Here is a 14,921-nt window from a genome sequence, read left to right as displayed (position 1 = left end):
GTTTCCGTGCAGGCCTAGGCCCGGGTGACGCTGATGCGCACGTTCGGGCAGGAGTCTGCATAGCGGATCAGGGCTGCCTTCTCGGCGCTGTCAACCCGCAGGCCCCACCGGATCTTCACCGCAATCCAGTTGCCGATGTACTCGCAGCGATTCGCCGGCGGCATCCACGCCTCCGGACCCTTGGCCTGTTTGGCGGAGTTCAGTGCCGCCGTCTGCGCGTTCAGGGACCGGCCGTCGCCGAGGTCGTTGTAGAACGCTACCCGGCGCGCCTGCGACCAGTAGCGGGCGCCGGAGCCCCACGCCTCATGGACGGGAACCGTATGGTCGATCTCCACGGCCGACGCCAGGGTGTGCGTGCGGTTGTCCCACCTGGTGACCCAACGGCCCGTGCGCACGGTGCACCGGCGCGCGGTGGTGTACGTCGCGGTGGCCTTCGCCTCCTGCAGCAGAACCTCGGCCCGGGTGTTCTGGCAGTCGCGGTTGGTGTCCAGCCAGCTGCCGAAGTAGCGGGTCCGGTCGTAGCCGGCGTTGTTCTCCGCGGTCACCGTGAGGGCACGGGCAGCGGTGCGCAGCGGCGCGGAATAGTACGTGGCAGCCTCGGCGGGGACTGCCAGCCCGGTGAGCAGTAGGCCGGTGGCCACGGCCGTGGCGGACAGCGACCGGACCCAAAGGCCGGACCTGACGGATGCCGTGAAGGCCACCACCCGGCGTAGAGCGCGTTTGGACGGGCCTGTGTGCTTGTTCGAGCCTGTTTGCCTGTTCGAGCCTGTGTGCCTGGTCGGGCCTGCGTGATTGAACGTGCCTAGCGGCATGATCCCCCCATGATGATTCCTGGAAACGGTACGAGTTGCTTGATCCGTCAACCAGCATGTCAGCCGGAACAGGGGAGAACCGGGTCCTTGATCAGGTCTTGATGCAATCCTGTGGCAACGCTGAGAATGGCTCCGGAACCAGCGGAACCGTTGTCATCCGGGCGACATGAGCCTAAGGTCGGGACTGCACACCGCCGAGGACAACAGGAGCCGGCATGGCCAGACTGATCTACTCGGGACTCATGTCCCTCGACGGGTACATCGCGGACCGGGACGGCAACTTCGGCTGGGCCGAGCCGGACGCTGAGGTGCATTCCTTCGTCAACGAACTGCAGCGGCCGGCTGGCACCTACCTGCTCGGGCGCCGGATGTACGAAGTCATGGCCGTCTGGGAGCATCCGGAAGACTTCGGCGAGATTCCCGACTACATCCGGGACTTTGCCGACCTCTGGAAAGCAGCGGACAAGGTGGTCTTTTCCCGCACCCTGAAGGACATAGCCACTGCCCGGACCCGGATCGAGCGGGAGTTCAGCGCCGACGCCGTCGGACGGCTCAAGGCCGACGTCGGCCGGGACCTGGCGGTGGGCGGCGCCGACCTTGCCGCGTCAGCCATCCGGGCCGGGCTGGTGGACGAGTTCCAGATGTTCCTCTCGCCCGTGGCAGTGGGCGGCGGCAAGCGCTTCCTCCCGGAGGACGTCCGCCTCCGGCTTGAGCTGCTCGAGGAGCGGCGGTTCGGGAACGGCACGGTCTTCCTCCGCTACGCCAACCGGACGGACGACCGGTCCGGATGACCGGTCCAGATGAAGGGAAGGGCGGCACCAGCTGGCGGCGCGGAGCGCCTGCGACACGATCCTGCGACACAATGGGGGCATGACCCGTATCGCAATCATCGGCGGCCACGGCAAGGTGGCCCTGCATCTGTCCGCCCTCCTCACGGAACAGGGGCACAGCGTCACGTCCTTCATCCGCAACCCGGACCATGCGGCAGATGTCGCCGCCACCGGTGCGTCGCCGTCGGTCCTTGACGTTGAAAAGTCGACGACGGCGGACATCGCCGCCGCGCTCCGGAACCACGACGCCGTGGTCTGGTCAGCCGGTGCCGGGGGAGGGAACCCGGCCCGCACGTATGCGGTGGACCGCGACGCCGCCATCCGCTCCATGGACGCGGCCGCAGAGGCCGGCGTCGGGCGCTATGTGATGGTGTCCTACTTCGGCGCGGGCCCGGACCACGGGGTTCCCGAGGAACACAGCTTCCACGCGTACGCCGAGGCCAAGGCCGCCGCCGATGAGTACCTCCGCGGCACCAAGCTTGCCTGGACCATCCTGGGGCCGGGCTCCCTGACCGAGGGGCCGGGGAACGGGCTGATCGAGGCTAACCCCGACGACGCCAGTTCCGGCACGCAGACGTCGCGCGCCAACGTGGCCATCGTTGCCGCCGCGGTGCTGGGCTTGCCGGGAACCGCCGGCCGGACCATCCAATTCCGCGACGGCACCCAGCCGGTCGCTGCCGCGCTGGACGCCCTGCAGCAGTAGCGCCGGGCAGGCGAAGGGCCACAGCGTTCCCGGTAGGGTTGAAAGGCACGGCCGCCCTCCGTCCGAGGCGTGGCGCACTCCGGGGAAAGTGGGCACATGGACCAGCTGGCACTCATTATCGGGCTCCTGCTCGCCACCGTGGTGGCCGTGGGCCTCGGGGACCGGCTGCGGCTGCCCTATCCGGTGCTGATGCTGCTCCTGGCCGTGGCGCTGACGTTCATCCCGGGCTTCCCGGACATCGAGATTCCGCCAGAGCTGATCCTGCCGATCTTCCTGCCACCGCTGCTGTTCGCCACGGCGCAGCGGAGCTCCTGGGCCGTCTTCCGGGTCCGGTGGCGGACGCTGATCATGCTCGCCGTGGCCCTCGTGGTCCTCTCCACTGCCGTGGTCGCCGGCGCCGCCTGGCTCATGATTCCGGGGATCGGCATCCCCGCCGCCATCGCGCTGGGAGCCATGGTGGCACCGCCGGACCCCGTTGCGGTGGAGTCCGTGGCCGGCCGCGTGCACATGCCCCGGCGCCTGATCACGGTGCTGCAGAGCGAAGGGCTCTTCAACGACGCCGCCGCCATTGTCATCTTCCAGGCAGCTGTTGCCGCCGCGGTCGGCGGCACCAGGATAGGGCCCGACGTCGTCCTCAAGTTCGTCGTGGGAGCGGCACTTGCCGTCGTGGTCGGCGTCGCCATGGGCTGGCTGACGTGGCTGGTCACCCGGCTGGTGGCGTCCATGGTGGCCCGCAGCGCCGTGACCCTGGTGGTGCCCTTTGCCGCGTACATCCTCGCGGAGGAATTCCACGCCTCCGGTGTGATTGCCGTCGTGGTCACCGCCCTGGAGATGCAGCGGCACGCCCGCCCGCAAGACGCCGCCGAGCGGGTGACCCGGACCGCCTTCTGGGACGTGGTGGAGCTGCTGGTGACGGGCCTTGCCTTTGGGCTCGTGGGGCTCGAGATCCAGGATGTTGTCCGCACAGAGGGTTCCGCGATCTTCGGGATGGCGGGGACCGCCGTCGTGGTCTGCGTCCTGGTGTTCGCTGTGCGGTTCGGCTGGCTGGGACTGTTGGCCGTGTCCGCCCGGAAACGTAAGAACCTGCTGCAGCCGACCTCCGCCAAAGAGGTCCTGATCCTGACTTGGTGCGGCATGCGCGGGCTGGCCACCCTGGCCCTGGCGCTGGCCCTGCCGGTTGCGCTTGCCGACGGCACGCCCTTCCCGGCGCGTGACCAGGTGCTGGTCACGGCGTGTGCGGTGCTGCTGGCCACGTTGGTGCTGCCGGGGCTGACCCTGCCGTGGCTGATGAAGGTGCTGAACGCGTCCCAGGATGGCACGGAGGAGCGCGACGCGGCGCGGCTCCTGGCCCGCCGTGCCCAGGCGGCCGCCGTGGCCGCGCTGAAGGACCACGAGCTCGTGAAGGAGCTGCCGCCGGAGAAGGTGGCCCTGGTGAAGGAAAAGATGACCAGGCTGCACGCCGAACTGCTGGACGGGAGCCTCCGCAACGAGAGCCTCGCCGAGAAGCGTGAGCGGGGCAGGGAGCTGGCCATCACGGTCCAGACCATCGCCCTGGACGCCGCGCGGCAGGAGGTCGTCGCGGCCCGGAGCGAGCCGGACATGGACCCCGAGGTGGCGGACAGGGTGCTGCGCCAGCTCGACCTGCGGACCATGATTATGCCGGAGTAGGGATCACGCCGGAGCGGAACAGCGCGAGCGTACAGTTGGGCACCAAATGCGTGTGATTTTGCGGCCCCAAGTGTACGTTCGCGCTTGTCGTGGTTCGCGCCGGTCTCGGCTCAGGCCGGGACGTTCAGCTCCAGGTCCAGGCTATTCGTCTCCACGTAGTCCAGGGCCCGCCGGACCGCGCCCACGGTGACGATCGAATCACCCAGCGGTGAGACCGCCACCCGCGGTGGGGTGACGGTGAACTCCGGCAGCCGGGCCGCAATCCGCTCGAGCAGGGCCCCCGCAGAGTTGGCCACGGCCCCGCCGATCACCACGAGCTCGGGGTTGACCATGGTGGCTACAGAGCCGATGACCCGGGCCATCCTGTCGGCCAGCCGGTCAAGGATCTTCAGTGCCTCCGCGTCGCCGGCAGCCGCCGCGGCAAAGACGTGCTCCGCCTCGGCCCCCGACGCGGCGTGTTCGCGGAGGGACGTCGCGGCGGTGCCCTCAAGCGCCTCCGCAGCCCAGACCCGCGCCAGCGTCGCGATACCGAAGGTGTCGCCCACTCCCTCCACCAGGTCCAGATACGCGAGTTCACCCGCGGCGCCGCCGCTGCCGTGCAGCAGGCGGCCGTCTTCGATGACGCCCGAACCGAAGCGTTCACTGGCCAGGATCACGACGACGTCGTCCACGCCCGCAGCCGCGCCACGCCACCGGTCACCGAGGGCGGCGAGGTTGGCGTCGTTCTCCAGCAGCACCGTCCATCCGTGCAGCTTGTCCAGCGCGGACTTCAGTCCGACGTCGAACAGCCCCCAGAAATGCTGGACCGCCAGGATGTTGCCCTTCCGGTCCACCGGGGCGGCGATGCCGGCGCACACGGCCAGCACAGCGTCGGGGGAGGCCCCCACGCTGTGCAGCGCCATTAAGGCAGCCCGGTCAATGACAGCCACGCGTTCCTCGGCGGAGATGTCCTCAATCTCAAACGGCTGGCTGGCGCGTCCCAGCGCCTTGCCGCGAAGATCGGACACCACCACCGTCGCCTTCGAGAAGCCCACGTCCATTCCCAGGACATAGCCTGCCCGCTCGTTGAGTTCGAATCTGCGGGCGGGCCGTCCCTTCTGGTAGCCGCCAAAGGCGCGCTGGTTCTCCAGCTCGGTAATCCACCCGCGCTGCATGAGGTCCTCGCAGACGGAGATGGCGGTGGCCCGGGTCAGGCCGGTGGCCTGGATGACGTCGGTAACCGTCACCGCGCCCGAGGCGCGCATGTAATCCAGGACTGCTCCGGCGCTCACGCGGCGAAGCAGCTGCGGCGTGGCCGCCGTCATTTCGGACATGGTGTTGACCTCCTTGTGCTCTGCCCCACATAATACTTGAGGAACTAAATTTAGATTCCATATAAATAAGCCACGTGGGCCGGACGGCCGCCGGCCACGGGATTCCCCTTCCAGCTTTTTCCTCAGCCTTTTGCAAAGGAGCAACTGTGAACTGCCCTTCGAAGCACCGCCATTTCCGGAGTCCGCAACGCCGCGCCACCTGCCAGTACGCTGCCCCGGCCTCCGCACTGTGAGCGCAATCCCGCTCAGCCGCGAGACCCCGCTCAGCCGCCGCGCGCTGTTCAAGGCGGCCGGCCTCGCCGGCGCTGCAGCTGTCCTTCCGCTGGCGGGCTGCGGCTCCGTGCCCAGCAGCCAGAACGGCGTCACCACGCTGCGCTTCATGCAGAACAAGCCCGAGGTGGTGGCCTACTTCAACCAGGTGATCAAGGACTTCGAGGCGCTCAACCCGGACATCCGCGTCATTCAGGACTTCAATGAGGGCAACTTCGTTCCGGGCCTGGTCCGTAACGACCCGCCCGACGTCGTGACCCGAGGCTTCGCCCAGGCCACCGCCGACTTCGTCCGCAAGGGCGTGTTCGCAGACCTTTCTGACCATCCGGCCGCAGCCACGATCGACCCCAAGGTCCAGGACCTGGTCAGTTCCTGGGGACAGTACAGCGGGCACGAAACCAGCGCCCTCCCGTTCTCCCTGGCAGCCGCCGGAGTCATCTACAACCGGGACATCTTCGAGGCCCAGGGTGTGGCCGTCCCCACCACGTGGGACGAATTCGTGGCGGCCTGCGAGAAATTCAAGGCCGCCGGCATCACCCCTATTTACGGCACCTTCAAGGACAGCTGGACCCTCGGCCAGGGCATGTTCGACTACCTCTCGGGCGGTTCCCTGGACGTCGCCGGCTTTTTCGCGGAGCTCACCGCCAAGGGTGCCGCCATCAGTGAAGACGCCAAAGAGTCGTTCACCAGCAACTTCGGCCCGGTCCTGCCCAAGATGCTCGAGCTGGCAGCCTTCTCACAGAAGGGCGCCACGAGCAAGAACTACGCGGACGGCAACGCCGCGTTCGCCAAGGGCCAGGCGGCCATGTACCTGCAGGGTCCGTGGGCGCTGTCCCAGCTGGTGGCCGCCAACAAGGGCGTCAGGCTCGGCAGCTTCCCGCTGCCCGTCACCAACAAGCCCGCGGACACCAAGGCCCGGGTCAACGTGGACATGGCACTGTCCATCACACGCAACACGCCGAACATGGCCGCGGCACGGCGCTTCGTCAGCTACCTGCTGGACCCCTCCGTCGTGAACGCCTACAACGAGAAGAACGCGGCGTTCTCGCCGCTCAAGGAAGCACCCGCCGTCGAAAATCCCCAGATCACCGGCCTCGCCGCCTCTGTGCAGGCTGGGCGGTACTACCAGGGAGCCACCACCTACTTCCCGCCGTCAGTACCGCTGTACAACTACATCCAGTCCTTCGTGTACGGCAAGAACGGTGAGCAGTTCCTTTCCGCCCTCGACGACGAATGGCGCCGGGTCGCCGAGCGCACCGCGGTCTGACCCGCCCGAATCCAGGAGCCCCCCATGACTACAACCTCCGAGACGGCGCGGGCAGCCCAGCCCGCCGCGTCGACCGTTCCCCCGAAGGCCCCGCTGCGGTCCGTCCGTGCCAAGGGCCGCATCGACCCTGCGTACTACTGGATGGTGGTGCCGGTCCTGGCGCTGTTCGCCTTCTTCATCACCCTGCCGGCCCTCGTGGGCGTGTTTTTCAGCCTGACGAACTATGCCGGCTACGGCGACTGGAAGTTCATCGGACTGTCCAACTACGTCAACATCTTCAAAGATCCGGCCATCCTGCAGTCCTACATCTTCACGTTCGTCTTCGCCCTGACCACCACGGTGGTGGTCAACATCGTGGCGCTGGCGATCGCCCTTGGCTTGAACGCCAAAATCAAGTGGCGCACCGGCATCCGCACCGTCTTCTTCATCCCCATGGTGCTCTCGGCCCTGGTGGTGTCCTTCGTGTTCAACTACCTGTTCTCCAACACCCTGCCCGTGCTGGCGGACCGCTTCGGCGTGACGCCCCTGGCCACGAGCATCCTGGCCAACGAGAACTACGCCTGGCTGGCCATCGTGCTGGTCACGGTGTGGCAGGCGGCTCCCGGCGCCACCATCATCTACCTGGCCGGGCTGCAGAGCGTCCCTTCCGAGGTGTACGAAGCCGCGGATCTCGACGGGGCCGGCAGCTTCCGGCAGTTCCGGAGCCTGACCCTGCCGCTCATCCTCGGCTACCTGGTCATCAACGTGATCCTCGGCTTCAAGGGCTTCCTGGGAACCTACGAAATCATCGTGGGCCTCACCGGGGGCGGGCCGGGCATGGCCACCCAGTCCGTGGCCATGCGCATCTTCTCCGGCTTCACCGGCGGGGACTACTCCTACCAGATGGCGAACGCGGTCATCTACTTCCTGATCACCCTGCTGATCTCCGTCATCCAGCTGCGCCTCATCCAGCGCCGGGGGGTTTCACTCTAATGACAGCTTTTCCGCTTACCGCTCGCCGCGCCTCGCACGCTCCAGACCGCCCCGCACTCCGCCGGAAGATCCGCTCCGGCCGGGAGGGCTACAAGGTCAACTGGTGGCTGACCGGGCTGATGCTGGTGGCCTCCCTGACCGTGCTGCTGCCGCTGTACTTCACCGTGGCCATGGCCCTGAAGTCCCCGGACCAGATCGGAACGGGCACGGGCCTTGCCTGGCCGAGCCCGGTGAACTGGGAGAACTTCGGCGCCGCCTATGTGGCAACGGATTTCCCGCGGGCTTTCATGTCGACGGCGTTCGTCACCGTGTTCAGCGTCCTTGGTTCCCTGGCGTGCAGCTCGCTGGTGGCGTATGCCATCGCCAGGAACTGGAACCGGAGGTTCTTCCGGGGCTCCTTCGTGTACCTGCTCTCGGCCATGTTCATCCCGTTCCCGGTGATCATCCTGCCCCTGATCAAGCAGACGGCCCTCCTCGGCCTGGACAACCCGGGCGGAGTGGTGTTCCTGCACGTGCTGGGCGGCATCTCGTTCAACACGCTGCTGTACATCGCCTTCGTCCGCTCCATCCCGGTGGAGCTCGAGGAATCAGCCAGGCTCGACGGCGCCACCACGTGGCAGGTGTTCCGCAGGATCATCTTCCCGCTGCTGGCCCCCATGAACGCCACCGTGGGCATCTTCGCCTTCCTCGGCTCATGGAACGACTTCCTGCTCCCGCAGATGATGATCGCCGATCCAGCCCTGCAGACCCTCCCCGTGGTGCAGATGCTCTTCCAGGGAGAGTTCAACACCAACTACAGCCTCGCATTCGCGTCCTACCTGATGGCCATGGCACCCACTTTGGTGGTTTACATCCTGGCCCAGCGTTGGGTACTGTCCGGAGTCATGCGCGGGGCCGTCAAGTAGACCCATCAAACCAGTCCAGCAACAACCCCAACCACAAGAAAAGGATCATCCCTTGTCCACCACCGCCACGCTGGCAACCCTTTCCGATTCCGACCGCCTGGCCGATCCGAACTGGTGGCGCCAGGCGTCCGTCTACCAGATCTACCCCCGCAGCTTTTCCGATTCGAACGGCGACGGCCTGGGCGATATCAAGGGCATCACGGCCAAGGTCCCGTACCTGAAGGCGCTCGGAATCGACGCCGTCTGGCTCAGCCCGTTCTACCCTTCGGCGCTCGCCGACGGCGGGTACGACGTGGATGACTATCGCAACGTGGACCCGAAGCTCGGCACCCTGGAGGACTTCGATGAGATGGCCAACGCCCTCCACGCCGCCGGCATCAAGCTGATCGCAGACATCGTCCCGAACCACTCCTCGGACCGGCACGAATGGTTCAAGGAAGCCGTGGCCTCCCCGAAGGGCTCCCCGGCCCGGGACCGCTACATCTTCCGGGACGGCAAAGGCCCCAACGGAGAGTTCCCGCCCTCGGACTGGGACTCCGTCTTCGGCGGCCCCGCCTGGGAACGCATCACCGAACCGGACGGCACCCCCGGCCAGTGGTACATGCACATCTTCGCCAAGGAGCAGCCGGACCTGAACTGGGCCAACCGGGAAATCCGCGACGACTTCCTCAAAACCTTGCGCTTCTGGTCGGACCGCGGCGTGGACGGATTCCGCGTGGACGTGGCGCACGCGCTCACCAAGGACCTCACCGAACCGCTGCTCTCCAAGGTTGAGCTGACCGAGGCCAACACCGGCACTGACGGATTCCCTGACGGCTCGCACCCGTTCTGGGACCGCGACGAGGTGCACGAGGTCTACGCCGAATGGCGCGAGGTGTTCAACGAGTACAACCCGCCGCGCACCGCCGTCGCCGAGGCCTGGGTGCATGCCACCCGCCGGGCCCGGTACGCGAGCCCCGAGGGACTGGGCCAGGCGTTCAACTTCGACCTCCTGCAGGCGGACTTCGACGCCGAGGAGTTCCACGAGATCATCACCCGCAACCTGGCAGAGGCTGCAGCCACCGGCGCGTCCTCCACCTGGGTGTTCTCCAACCACGACGTCGTCCGGCACGCCACCCGCTACGGCCTGCCCAAGGGCTCCAAGGGCAAGCACGCCAAGGGCCAGGACGGCAAGGACTGGCTGCTGGCCGGCGGGCCGGAAAAGGATCTCGACGTCGAGCTCGGCAAGCGCCGCGCCCGCGCCGCCACGCTCCTCATGCTCGCGCTGCCCGGCTCCGCCTACCTGTACCAGGGCGAGGAACTGGGCCTGCAGGAAGTGGCGGACATCCCGGAATCCGAACGGCAGGACCCGTCGTTCTTCCGCAACAGGGGAGTGGAAGTGGGCCGCGACGGCTGCCGCGTGCCGCTGCCGTGGTCCGTGGAGGGCACATCCTTCGGGTTCGGCGACGGCGGCGCTCACCTGCCGCAGCCCGACTGGTTCAGCAGCTACGCCGTTGAGGCGCAGGACGGCACCCAGGGCTCCACGCTCGAGCTCTACCGCACGGCCCTGAAGCTCCGCCGCGAACTGCAGACCGCCGAAGAGCTGGAATGGATCGAAACCGGAAATCCGGAGGTCCTGCACTTCAGCCGGCCGGGTGGCTGGCAGGCAGTGACCAACTTCGGGGACACCGCCGTCGACCTTCCCGCGGGCACGGTGCTGGTGAGCAGCGCACCGCTGGAAGGCGGCAAGCTGCCGGCCAACACCACCGCCTGGCTGCGCTGACCCGCAACCGGCTGACACGCCGCTGGCGCACCCCGGTTCTGACCGGGGTGCGCCAGCGGGTCCGTTTAACCGCCCTCCGGGTGCCGGGCCCGGCCTCTGTGCGGGGCCCGGAACAAATGAAAGAGTGATGCCATGACTGAACAGACTGCAGTGCCCTACGGCCGGCTGCTCTACGGCTGCATGGGCCTGGGCGGGGACTGGTCGACTGAACCCCACGAAATCACCGACGTCGAGGCCGCGGCCGAGGCCATCGATGCGGCGCTGGACATCGGCGTCACGCTCTTTGACCACGCCGACATCTACCGGCACGGAAAAGCCGAGGCCGTCTTCGGCGAGGTCCTGGCCGGCACCAGCGGGCTGCGCGAGCGCCTCCAGCTGCAGACCAAATGCGGGATCCGGCTGAACGAGCGGGGATTGGAAACCCACTACGACCTGAGCGCGGACGCCATCATCGAGCGCGTGAACGGCAGTCTCGAGCGCCTACGCACCGACTACGTGGACATCCTCCTGCTGCACCGCCCGGATCCCCTGATGGACCCCGCGGAGGTGTCGGCCGCCGTCGGGAAGCTGATGGCGGAAGGTAAGGTGCGGGCGCTCGGTGTGTCCAACATGTCCGCCGCCCAGATCGAGTTCCTGCAGGACAGCCTCGAGACCCCGGTGGTGGCCAACCAGCTGGAGCTCAGCCTGCTCAAGCGCGACTGGCTGGAAAGCACCGTGCTAGTGAACCATCCCGATGCCCACGGCTACAGCTTTCCGCACGGGACGCTCGAGTACTGTGCCCGGCAGGGGATCACGCTGCAGGCCTACGGCGCCCTGGCCCGCGGCCACTACACCGGCAACCCGCCCGAGCGGCCCACTCCGGCCGAGAGCGCCACAGCCGCGCTGCTGGCGGAGATGGCGCGGGAGAACGGCACCACCGTGGAGGCAGTGCTGCTGGGCTGGCTCATGAAGCACCCGGCCGGGATCGCGCCGGTTATCGGGACCGCCAACCCGGACCGGATCCGTGCGTGCGCCGGGGCCGCCCGCGCGGCCGAGACCATGACCCGCGCCGAGTGGTACCAGCTGTGGGTCACGGCCCGGGGAAGCAACATCCCTTAAACCCAACCAGGTCGCAGCTGAGGGCGTTCTGAGTGCTCAGAACGCCCTCTGCTGCGACCTAGTTGGGCGGACAGCCCTAGAGCGGGGCGATCTCCGAGTACGTGGATGCATCACCCTTCAGGGCCTGGCTCTGCTTGCCGTCCACGCCCACCGGGATGTCCCCGGCGATGGTGACGCGGTTGAGCTTGCGCGGCTGGCCGTCGTAGTTGTCCGGTGCGTAGTGCTGGGTGATCCGGTTGTCGAAGAGCACCAGCTGGTTGGGCTCCCAGTTCACGCGGACCACGTTTTCGGGACGGGTTACGTAGGCCTGGAGCAGGCGGATGATGTCCCTGGACTCGGTGTTGGACAGACCAACGATCCGCAGGCGCTGCGCGAAGCCCCCAATGAACAATCCGCGCTCGCCGGTCAGCGGGTGGACCCGCACCACGGGGTGGGCCGTCTCGAACTTGAGCCGGGTGAACTCCTTGCGGCGCTCCTCGGCGTTGGCGTGTTCCAGGTTCTTGGGCACGGAGTAGTCGTAGTCGTTGGTGTGGATGGCCCAGAGGGTGTCGGCGAAGTTCCGCAGCTCGTCCGGCAGGTCGCTGTACGCGCCGGCGGAAGACGCGATCAGTGTCTCGCCGCCGTACGCCGGCAGGTCGATGCTGCGCAGGGTCGACGCCTGCGGCGGGTTGACCACGAACGTGACATCCGTGTGCCAGTTGTTGGCCGAACCGTTCTCGCTGTCCACCGGCAGGACGTTCTCTTCGCCCTCCACGGACGCCACGGTGGGGTGCGCCTTGGTGAGCGGGCCGAAGTGGCTGGCGAACTTCACCTGCGCCTCGTCGGAGAGGATGTTGGCTTCACGGAACACCAGGGCTTTGTGCTCGTTGAGGGCCGCACGGATCTCTGCAACGGTCTCTGCCGGCAGGTCGCCGCTGAGGTCCAGGCCGCGGATCTCGGCGCCGATGCGGGAGCCCAGCTTGGAGAATTCGAGCTTTGTTTCGGTAATGACAGTCATCGTTCTTTCCTCACTTTGTGCTGCGGTTATTTGAATCAGCGGTTATTTGAATCAGCGGTTATTTGAATCAGCGGTTACTTGAATCGGGCGTTACTTTGAATCGGTCAGGAGACCGTTGAACTCGTTGGTGTACAGCTTCTTGGCGTCCAGGCCGGACTTGATGATGCCTGCGGACTTCAGGTACTCCTCCCAGCGGGTAAAGTCCTCATCCTTGATTTCGCCCTTGGCCGGGACGCCGACGCTCTTCCAGTACTGCAGGGCTGCGGGGTTCTCATTGCGGCCGCGTTCCTTCAGGATCTTGGTGAGCCGGGCAATGACTTCCTTGCGGGGCGTGGCCCGCTCCCACTCGATGGCCTTCGCCACACCGGTGGTGAAGGTCCGGACCGTGTTGGGGTTCTGGGCGAGGAAGTCCTCCCGGAAGACGTAGGGTCCGCCGGCAAACGTGCCGAACAGGTCAAAGTCGCTGAAGACGGACCTCAGCCCGCCGTTGGCGACGGCCTTGTCCTGCAGGATGCTGCCCAGCGAGCCGGCATCCACCTGGCCGCGGCGGATGGCTTCCTCCGTGTCGTTCGGCGGAACCACCACGAGTTGGACCTGCTTGATCTCGTCCGCGCTCAGGCCGTTCTTGCGGAGGTAGGTGTTGATGACCGCCTCGGAATGGGCCCCGAGGGTGTTCACGGCGATCTTCTTGCCGATGAAGTCCCGGGCCGTCTTGATCGGGCTGTCTTCCTTCACGTAGTAGCCGTTGAAGGTCTTGCTGTCCTCGCCGTAGTAGTTGATGACGGCCTTCACCGGTGCGCCGGCCTCCACGAGCTTCACCACGGCGCCGGCGAACGCGCCGCCGAAGTCGGTCTGGCCGGTTGCTGCTGACTGGATGTCCTGCGGCCCGCTGATGGTGTTGCCCACCCAGTTCAGCTTGACGTCGCCCAGGTAGCCGAGGTCCTGCGCCAGCTCGGGAAGGGTGACGTTGTTGGCCCCAGCCCTGGTAGCGGAGCTCCTTGACTTCATTGGCGCCGGGAGCACCGGTGCCGCTTGTGTCATCGCCGGCGGCGCTCCCGCCGCAGCCGGACACCGTCAGGGCGATGACGACGGCGGCCGCAGCACTCAGGATGGTCAGGTGTCGTTTCATTGGGGGGTTCCTTCAGGGGGTTGGTTGGCTGGTGAGCCAGGTACTTGGCGGCCGCTGCAACGGCCGATGGATCGATGTAAGCGCACTCGGCGGACGCAGAAAAGTGCCACGGTCACGGCGGGCAACCGTTGGAAATCCGCGGAAACACGGCGCAACAGCGGGTCATGAGGCGCCCCGTTGCAGCCGGTGAATCCCCGTGACGGGCGGTGCCGGGGTGTCGTTCCGACGGCGGTACACTCTTGCTTTTGTTCGTATTGGTCTGCCCTGCGGGGCCGATCTGCGTCGCGCATACGGGCGCGCGCCCGATACGGTAGAACCATGACGTCTACTTCCACAGCCGAGATCATCCGGCACGAACGCAATATCCCCGCCGAGATCGCCCGGTCGTGGCTGCTGGTCAACGCAATGAAAACCGAGCTTTTCGACCAGTCCGCCGTGTCCCGCGCGGACTCGGTCATCCTGGACATCGAAGACGCCGTTGACCCCTCGCAGAAGGACGTCGCACGCGAGAACGTGGTGAACTGGCTCTCCGGCGGCGGCCGGGCCTGGGTGCGGATCAACGACGCCACCAGCAAGTTCTGGGCCGACGACCTCGCGGGCCTGCGCGGCACGCCGGGGCTGCTCGGCGTCATGCTGGCAAAGACGGAGTCGGCCGACCAGGTCACCGAGTCTTTCCACCGCATGGACGGCAAGACGCCAGTCATCCCGCTCGTGGAATCGGCGCTTGGCATCGAAGAGGCCAACAACATCGCCAAGGCCCAGGGTGCGTTCCGCCTGGCCTTCGGCTCCGGCGACTTCCGCCGCGACACCGGCATGGCGAACACCCAGGAGGCCATGGCCTACCCGCGCGCCAAGCTCGTCGTCGCCAGCCGCGTCGGCAACCTGCCGGGCCCCATCGACGGACCCACGGTGGGCACCAACCACCCCATCCTGCGCGAGCAGACCGGCGTCACGGTGATGATGGGCATGACCGGAAAGCTCTGCCTGGCCATCGACCAGACCAGCGTCATCAACGAGGTCATCAGCCCCACGCCGTCGGACGTCGCCTGGGCCACCGACTTCATGGCCGACTTCGAGGCCAACGGCCGTGTCATCCGCGACGGCTCCGACCTGCCCCGCCTCGGCCGCGCAGAGAAGATCATGAAGCTCGCGGTAGCGTTTGGCGTACAGCCCGCGCTCTAACCTGCATCGGCAT

The 14,921-nt window shown here is 67.0% G+C and carries 13 protein-coding genes; 9 read left to right on the top strand and 4 right to left on the bottom strand.

From position 1 onward, the window contains the following. Positions 1 to 14: 14 nt before the first annotated feature. The gene (locus tag QF036_RS19285; protein WP_307104427.1) at positions 15 to 701 is read right to left on the bottom strand and encodes an HNH endonuclease family protein; all 687 of its coding nucleotides are present in this window, start codon (positions 699 to 701) and stop codon (positions 15 to 17) included. A gap of 326 nt (positions 702 to 1,027) precedes the next feature. Here QF036_RS19285 and QF036_RS19280 point away from each other — a divergent pair, with 326 nt between their 5' ends. From QF036_RS19280 to QF036_RS19270, 3 genes are all read left to right on the top strand, one after another. Continuing rightward, entirely contained in the window at positions 1,028 to 1,603 is a 576-nt protein-coding gene (locus QF036_RS19280; RefSeq protein ID WP_307104424.1) for a dihydrofolate reductase family protein, read from the top strand. Between the two features lie 79 nt (positions 1,604 to 1,682). Next, positions 1,683 to 2,345, top strand: coding sequence for an NAD(P)H-binding protein (locus QF036_RS19275; RefSeq protein WP_307104422.1), 663 nt, complete (start codon positions 1,683 to 1,685; stop codon positions 2,343 to 2,345). Positions 2,346 to 2,441: 96 nt separating this feature from the next. After that, positions 2,442 to 4,013: a Na+/H+ antiporter gene (locus QF036_RS19270; RefSeq protein WP_307104420.1), complete on the top strand. Its 1,572-nt coding sequence runs from the start codon at positions 2,442 to 2,444 to the stop codon at positions 4,011 to 4,013. Positions 4,014 to 4,123: 110 nt separating this feature from the next. Here the strand turns inward: QF036_RS19270 and QF036_RS19265 are convergent, their stop codons facing one another. After that, a complete protein-coding gene (locus QF036_RS19265; protein WP_307104418.1) occupies positions 4,124 to 5,326 on the bottom strand; it encodes an ROK family protein in 1,203 nt (400 codons plus the stop codon). Positions 5,327 to 5,555: 229 nt separating this feature from the next. Here QF036_RS19265 and QF036_RS19260 point away from each other — a divergent pair, with 229 nt between their 5' ends. The 5 genes from QF036_RS19260 (at position 5,556) to QF036_RS19240 (ending at position 11,600) form a co-directional block, all read left to right on the top strand. After that, the gene (locus QF036_RS19260; RefSeq protein ID WP_307104416.1) at positions 5,556 to 6,863 is read left to right on the top strand and encodes an ABC transporter substrate-binding protein; all 1,308 of its coding nucleotides are present in this window, start codon (positions 5,556 to 5,558) and stop codon (positions 6,861 to 6,863) included. 24 nt (positions 6,864 to 6,887) lie between these two features. Continuing rightward, complete coding sequence (locus tag QF036_RS19255) at positions 6,888 to 7,835, top strand: carbohydrate ABC transporter permease (RefSeq protein ID WP_307104414.1); 948 nt, start codon at positions 6,888 to 6,890, stop codon at positions 7,833 to 7,835. After that, complete coding sequence (locus tag QF036_RS19250; protein WP_307104412.1) at positions 7,835 to 8,740, top strand: carbohydrate ABC transporter permease; 906 nt, start codon at positions 7,835 to 7,837, stop codon at positions 8,738 to 8,740. The genes QF036_RS19255 and QF036_RS19250 overlap by 1 nt, the downstream gene beginning before the upstream one ends. A 52-nt stretch (positions 8,741 to 8,792) precedes the next feature. Further along, on the top strand, positions 8,793 to 10,502 hold the full coding sequence (locus QF036_RS19245) for a glycoside hydrolase family 13 protein (RefSeq protein WP_307104410.1): 1,710 nt from the start codon (positions 8,793 to 8,795) through the stop codon (positions 10,500 to 10,502). 132 nt (positions 10,503 to 10,634) lie between these two features. Next, the gene (locus tag QF036_RS19240) at positions 10,635 to 11,600 is read left to right on the top strand and encodes an aldo/keto reductase (RefSeq protein ID WP_307104408.1); all 966 of its coding nucleotides are present in this window, start codon (positions 10,635 to 10,637) and stop codon (positions 11,598 to 11,600) included. A 76-nt stretch (positions 11,601 to 11,676) separates the two neighbouring features. Here the strand turns inward: QF036_RS19240 and QF036_RS19235 are convergent, their stop codons facing one another. Together QF036_RS19235 and QF036_RS19230 are read right to left on the bottom strand one after the other, a co-directional pair. Next, positions 11,677 to 12,597 carry a TauD/TfdA dioxygenase family protein gene (locus QF036_RS19235; RefSeq protein WP_003803919.1) on the bottom strand — a complete coding sequence of 307 codons (921 nt, stop codon included), beginning with the start codon at positions 12,595 to 12,597 and terminating at the stop codon, positions 11,677 to 11,679. Between the two features lie 90 nt (positions 12,598 to 12,687). Beyond that, positions 12,688 to 13,638 (bottom strand): ABC transporter substrate-binding protein, encoded by a 951-nt coding sequence (locus tag QF036_RS19230; RefSeq protein WP_307104406.1) that lies wholly within the window; start codon positions 13,636 to 13,638, stop codon positions 12,688 to 12,690. Positions 13,639 to 14,044: 406 nt separating this feature from the next. Between QF036_RS19230 and QF036_RS19225 the strand changes: the two genes are divergently transcribed. Beyond that, positions 14,045 to 14,908 (top strand): HpcH/HpaI aldolase/citrate lyase family protein, encoded by an 864-nt coding sequence (locus QF036_RS19225; protein ID WP_307104404.1) that lies wholly within the window; start codon positions 14,045 to 14,047, stop codon positions 14,906 to 14,908. Positions 14,909 to 14,921: the final 13 nt, after the last annotated feature.

Origin of the sequence: Arthrobacter globiformis (genome assembly GCF_030817195.1) — a bacterium.
Classification (GTDB): Bacteria; Actinomycetota; Actinomycetes; order Actinomycetales; family Micrococcaceae; genus Arthrobacter; species Arthrobacter globiformis_D.
Note: the sequence above shows the minus strand (reverse complement) of the source record. Positions and strands in the feature narration are given on the sequence as shown.

What these genes read in the sequence shown, in the direction of transcription:
- QF036_RS19235 (WP_003803919.1), bottom strand. Translation starts at nt 12,597, where the DNA reads ATGACTGTCATTACCGAAACAAAGCTCGAATTCTCCAAGCTGGGCTCC.
- QF036_RS19225 (WP_307104404.1), top strand. Translation starts at nt 14,045, where the DNA reads ATGACGTCTACTTCCACAGCCGAGATCATCCGGCACGAACGCAATATC.
- QF036_RS19250 (WP_307104412.1), top strand. Translation starts at nt 7,835, where the DNA reads ATGACAGCTTTTCCGCTTACCGCTCGCCGCGCCTCGCACGCTCCAGAC.
- QF036_RS19270 (WP_307104420.1), top strand. Translation starts at nt 2,442, where the DNA reads ATGGACCAGCTGGCACTCATTATCGGGCTCCTGCTCGCCACCGTGGTG.
- QF036_RS19240 (WP_307104408.1), top strand. Translation starts at nt 10,635, where the DNA reads ATGACTGAACAGACTGCAGTGCCCTACGGCCGGCTGCTCTACGGCTGC.
- QF036_RS19275 (WP_307104422.1), top strand. Translation starts at nt 1,683, where the DNA reads ATGACCCGTATCGCAATCATCGGCGGCCACGGCAAGGTGGCCCTGCAT.
- QF036_RS19255 (WP_307104414.1), top strand. Translation starts at nt 6,888, where the DNA reads ATGACTACAACCTCCGAGACGGCGCGGGCAGCCCAGCCCGCCGCGTCG.
- QF036_RS19265 (WP_307104418.1), bottom strand. Translation starts at nt 5,326, where the DNA reads ATGTCCGAAATGACGGCGGCCACGCCGCAGCTGCTTCGCCGCGTGAGC.
- QF036_RS19280 (WP_307104424.1), top strand. Translation starts at nt 1,028, where the DNA reads ATGGCCAGACTGATCTACTCGGGACTCATGTCCCTCGACGGGTACATC.
- QF036_RS19230 (WP_307104406.1), bottom strand. Translation starts at nt 13,638, where the DNA reads ATGACACAAGCGGCACCGGTGCTCCCGGCGCCAATGAAGTCAAGGAGC.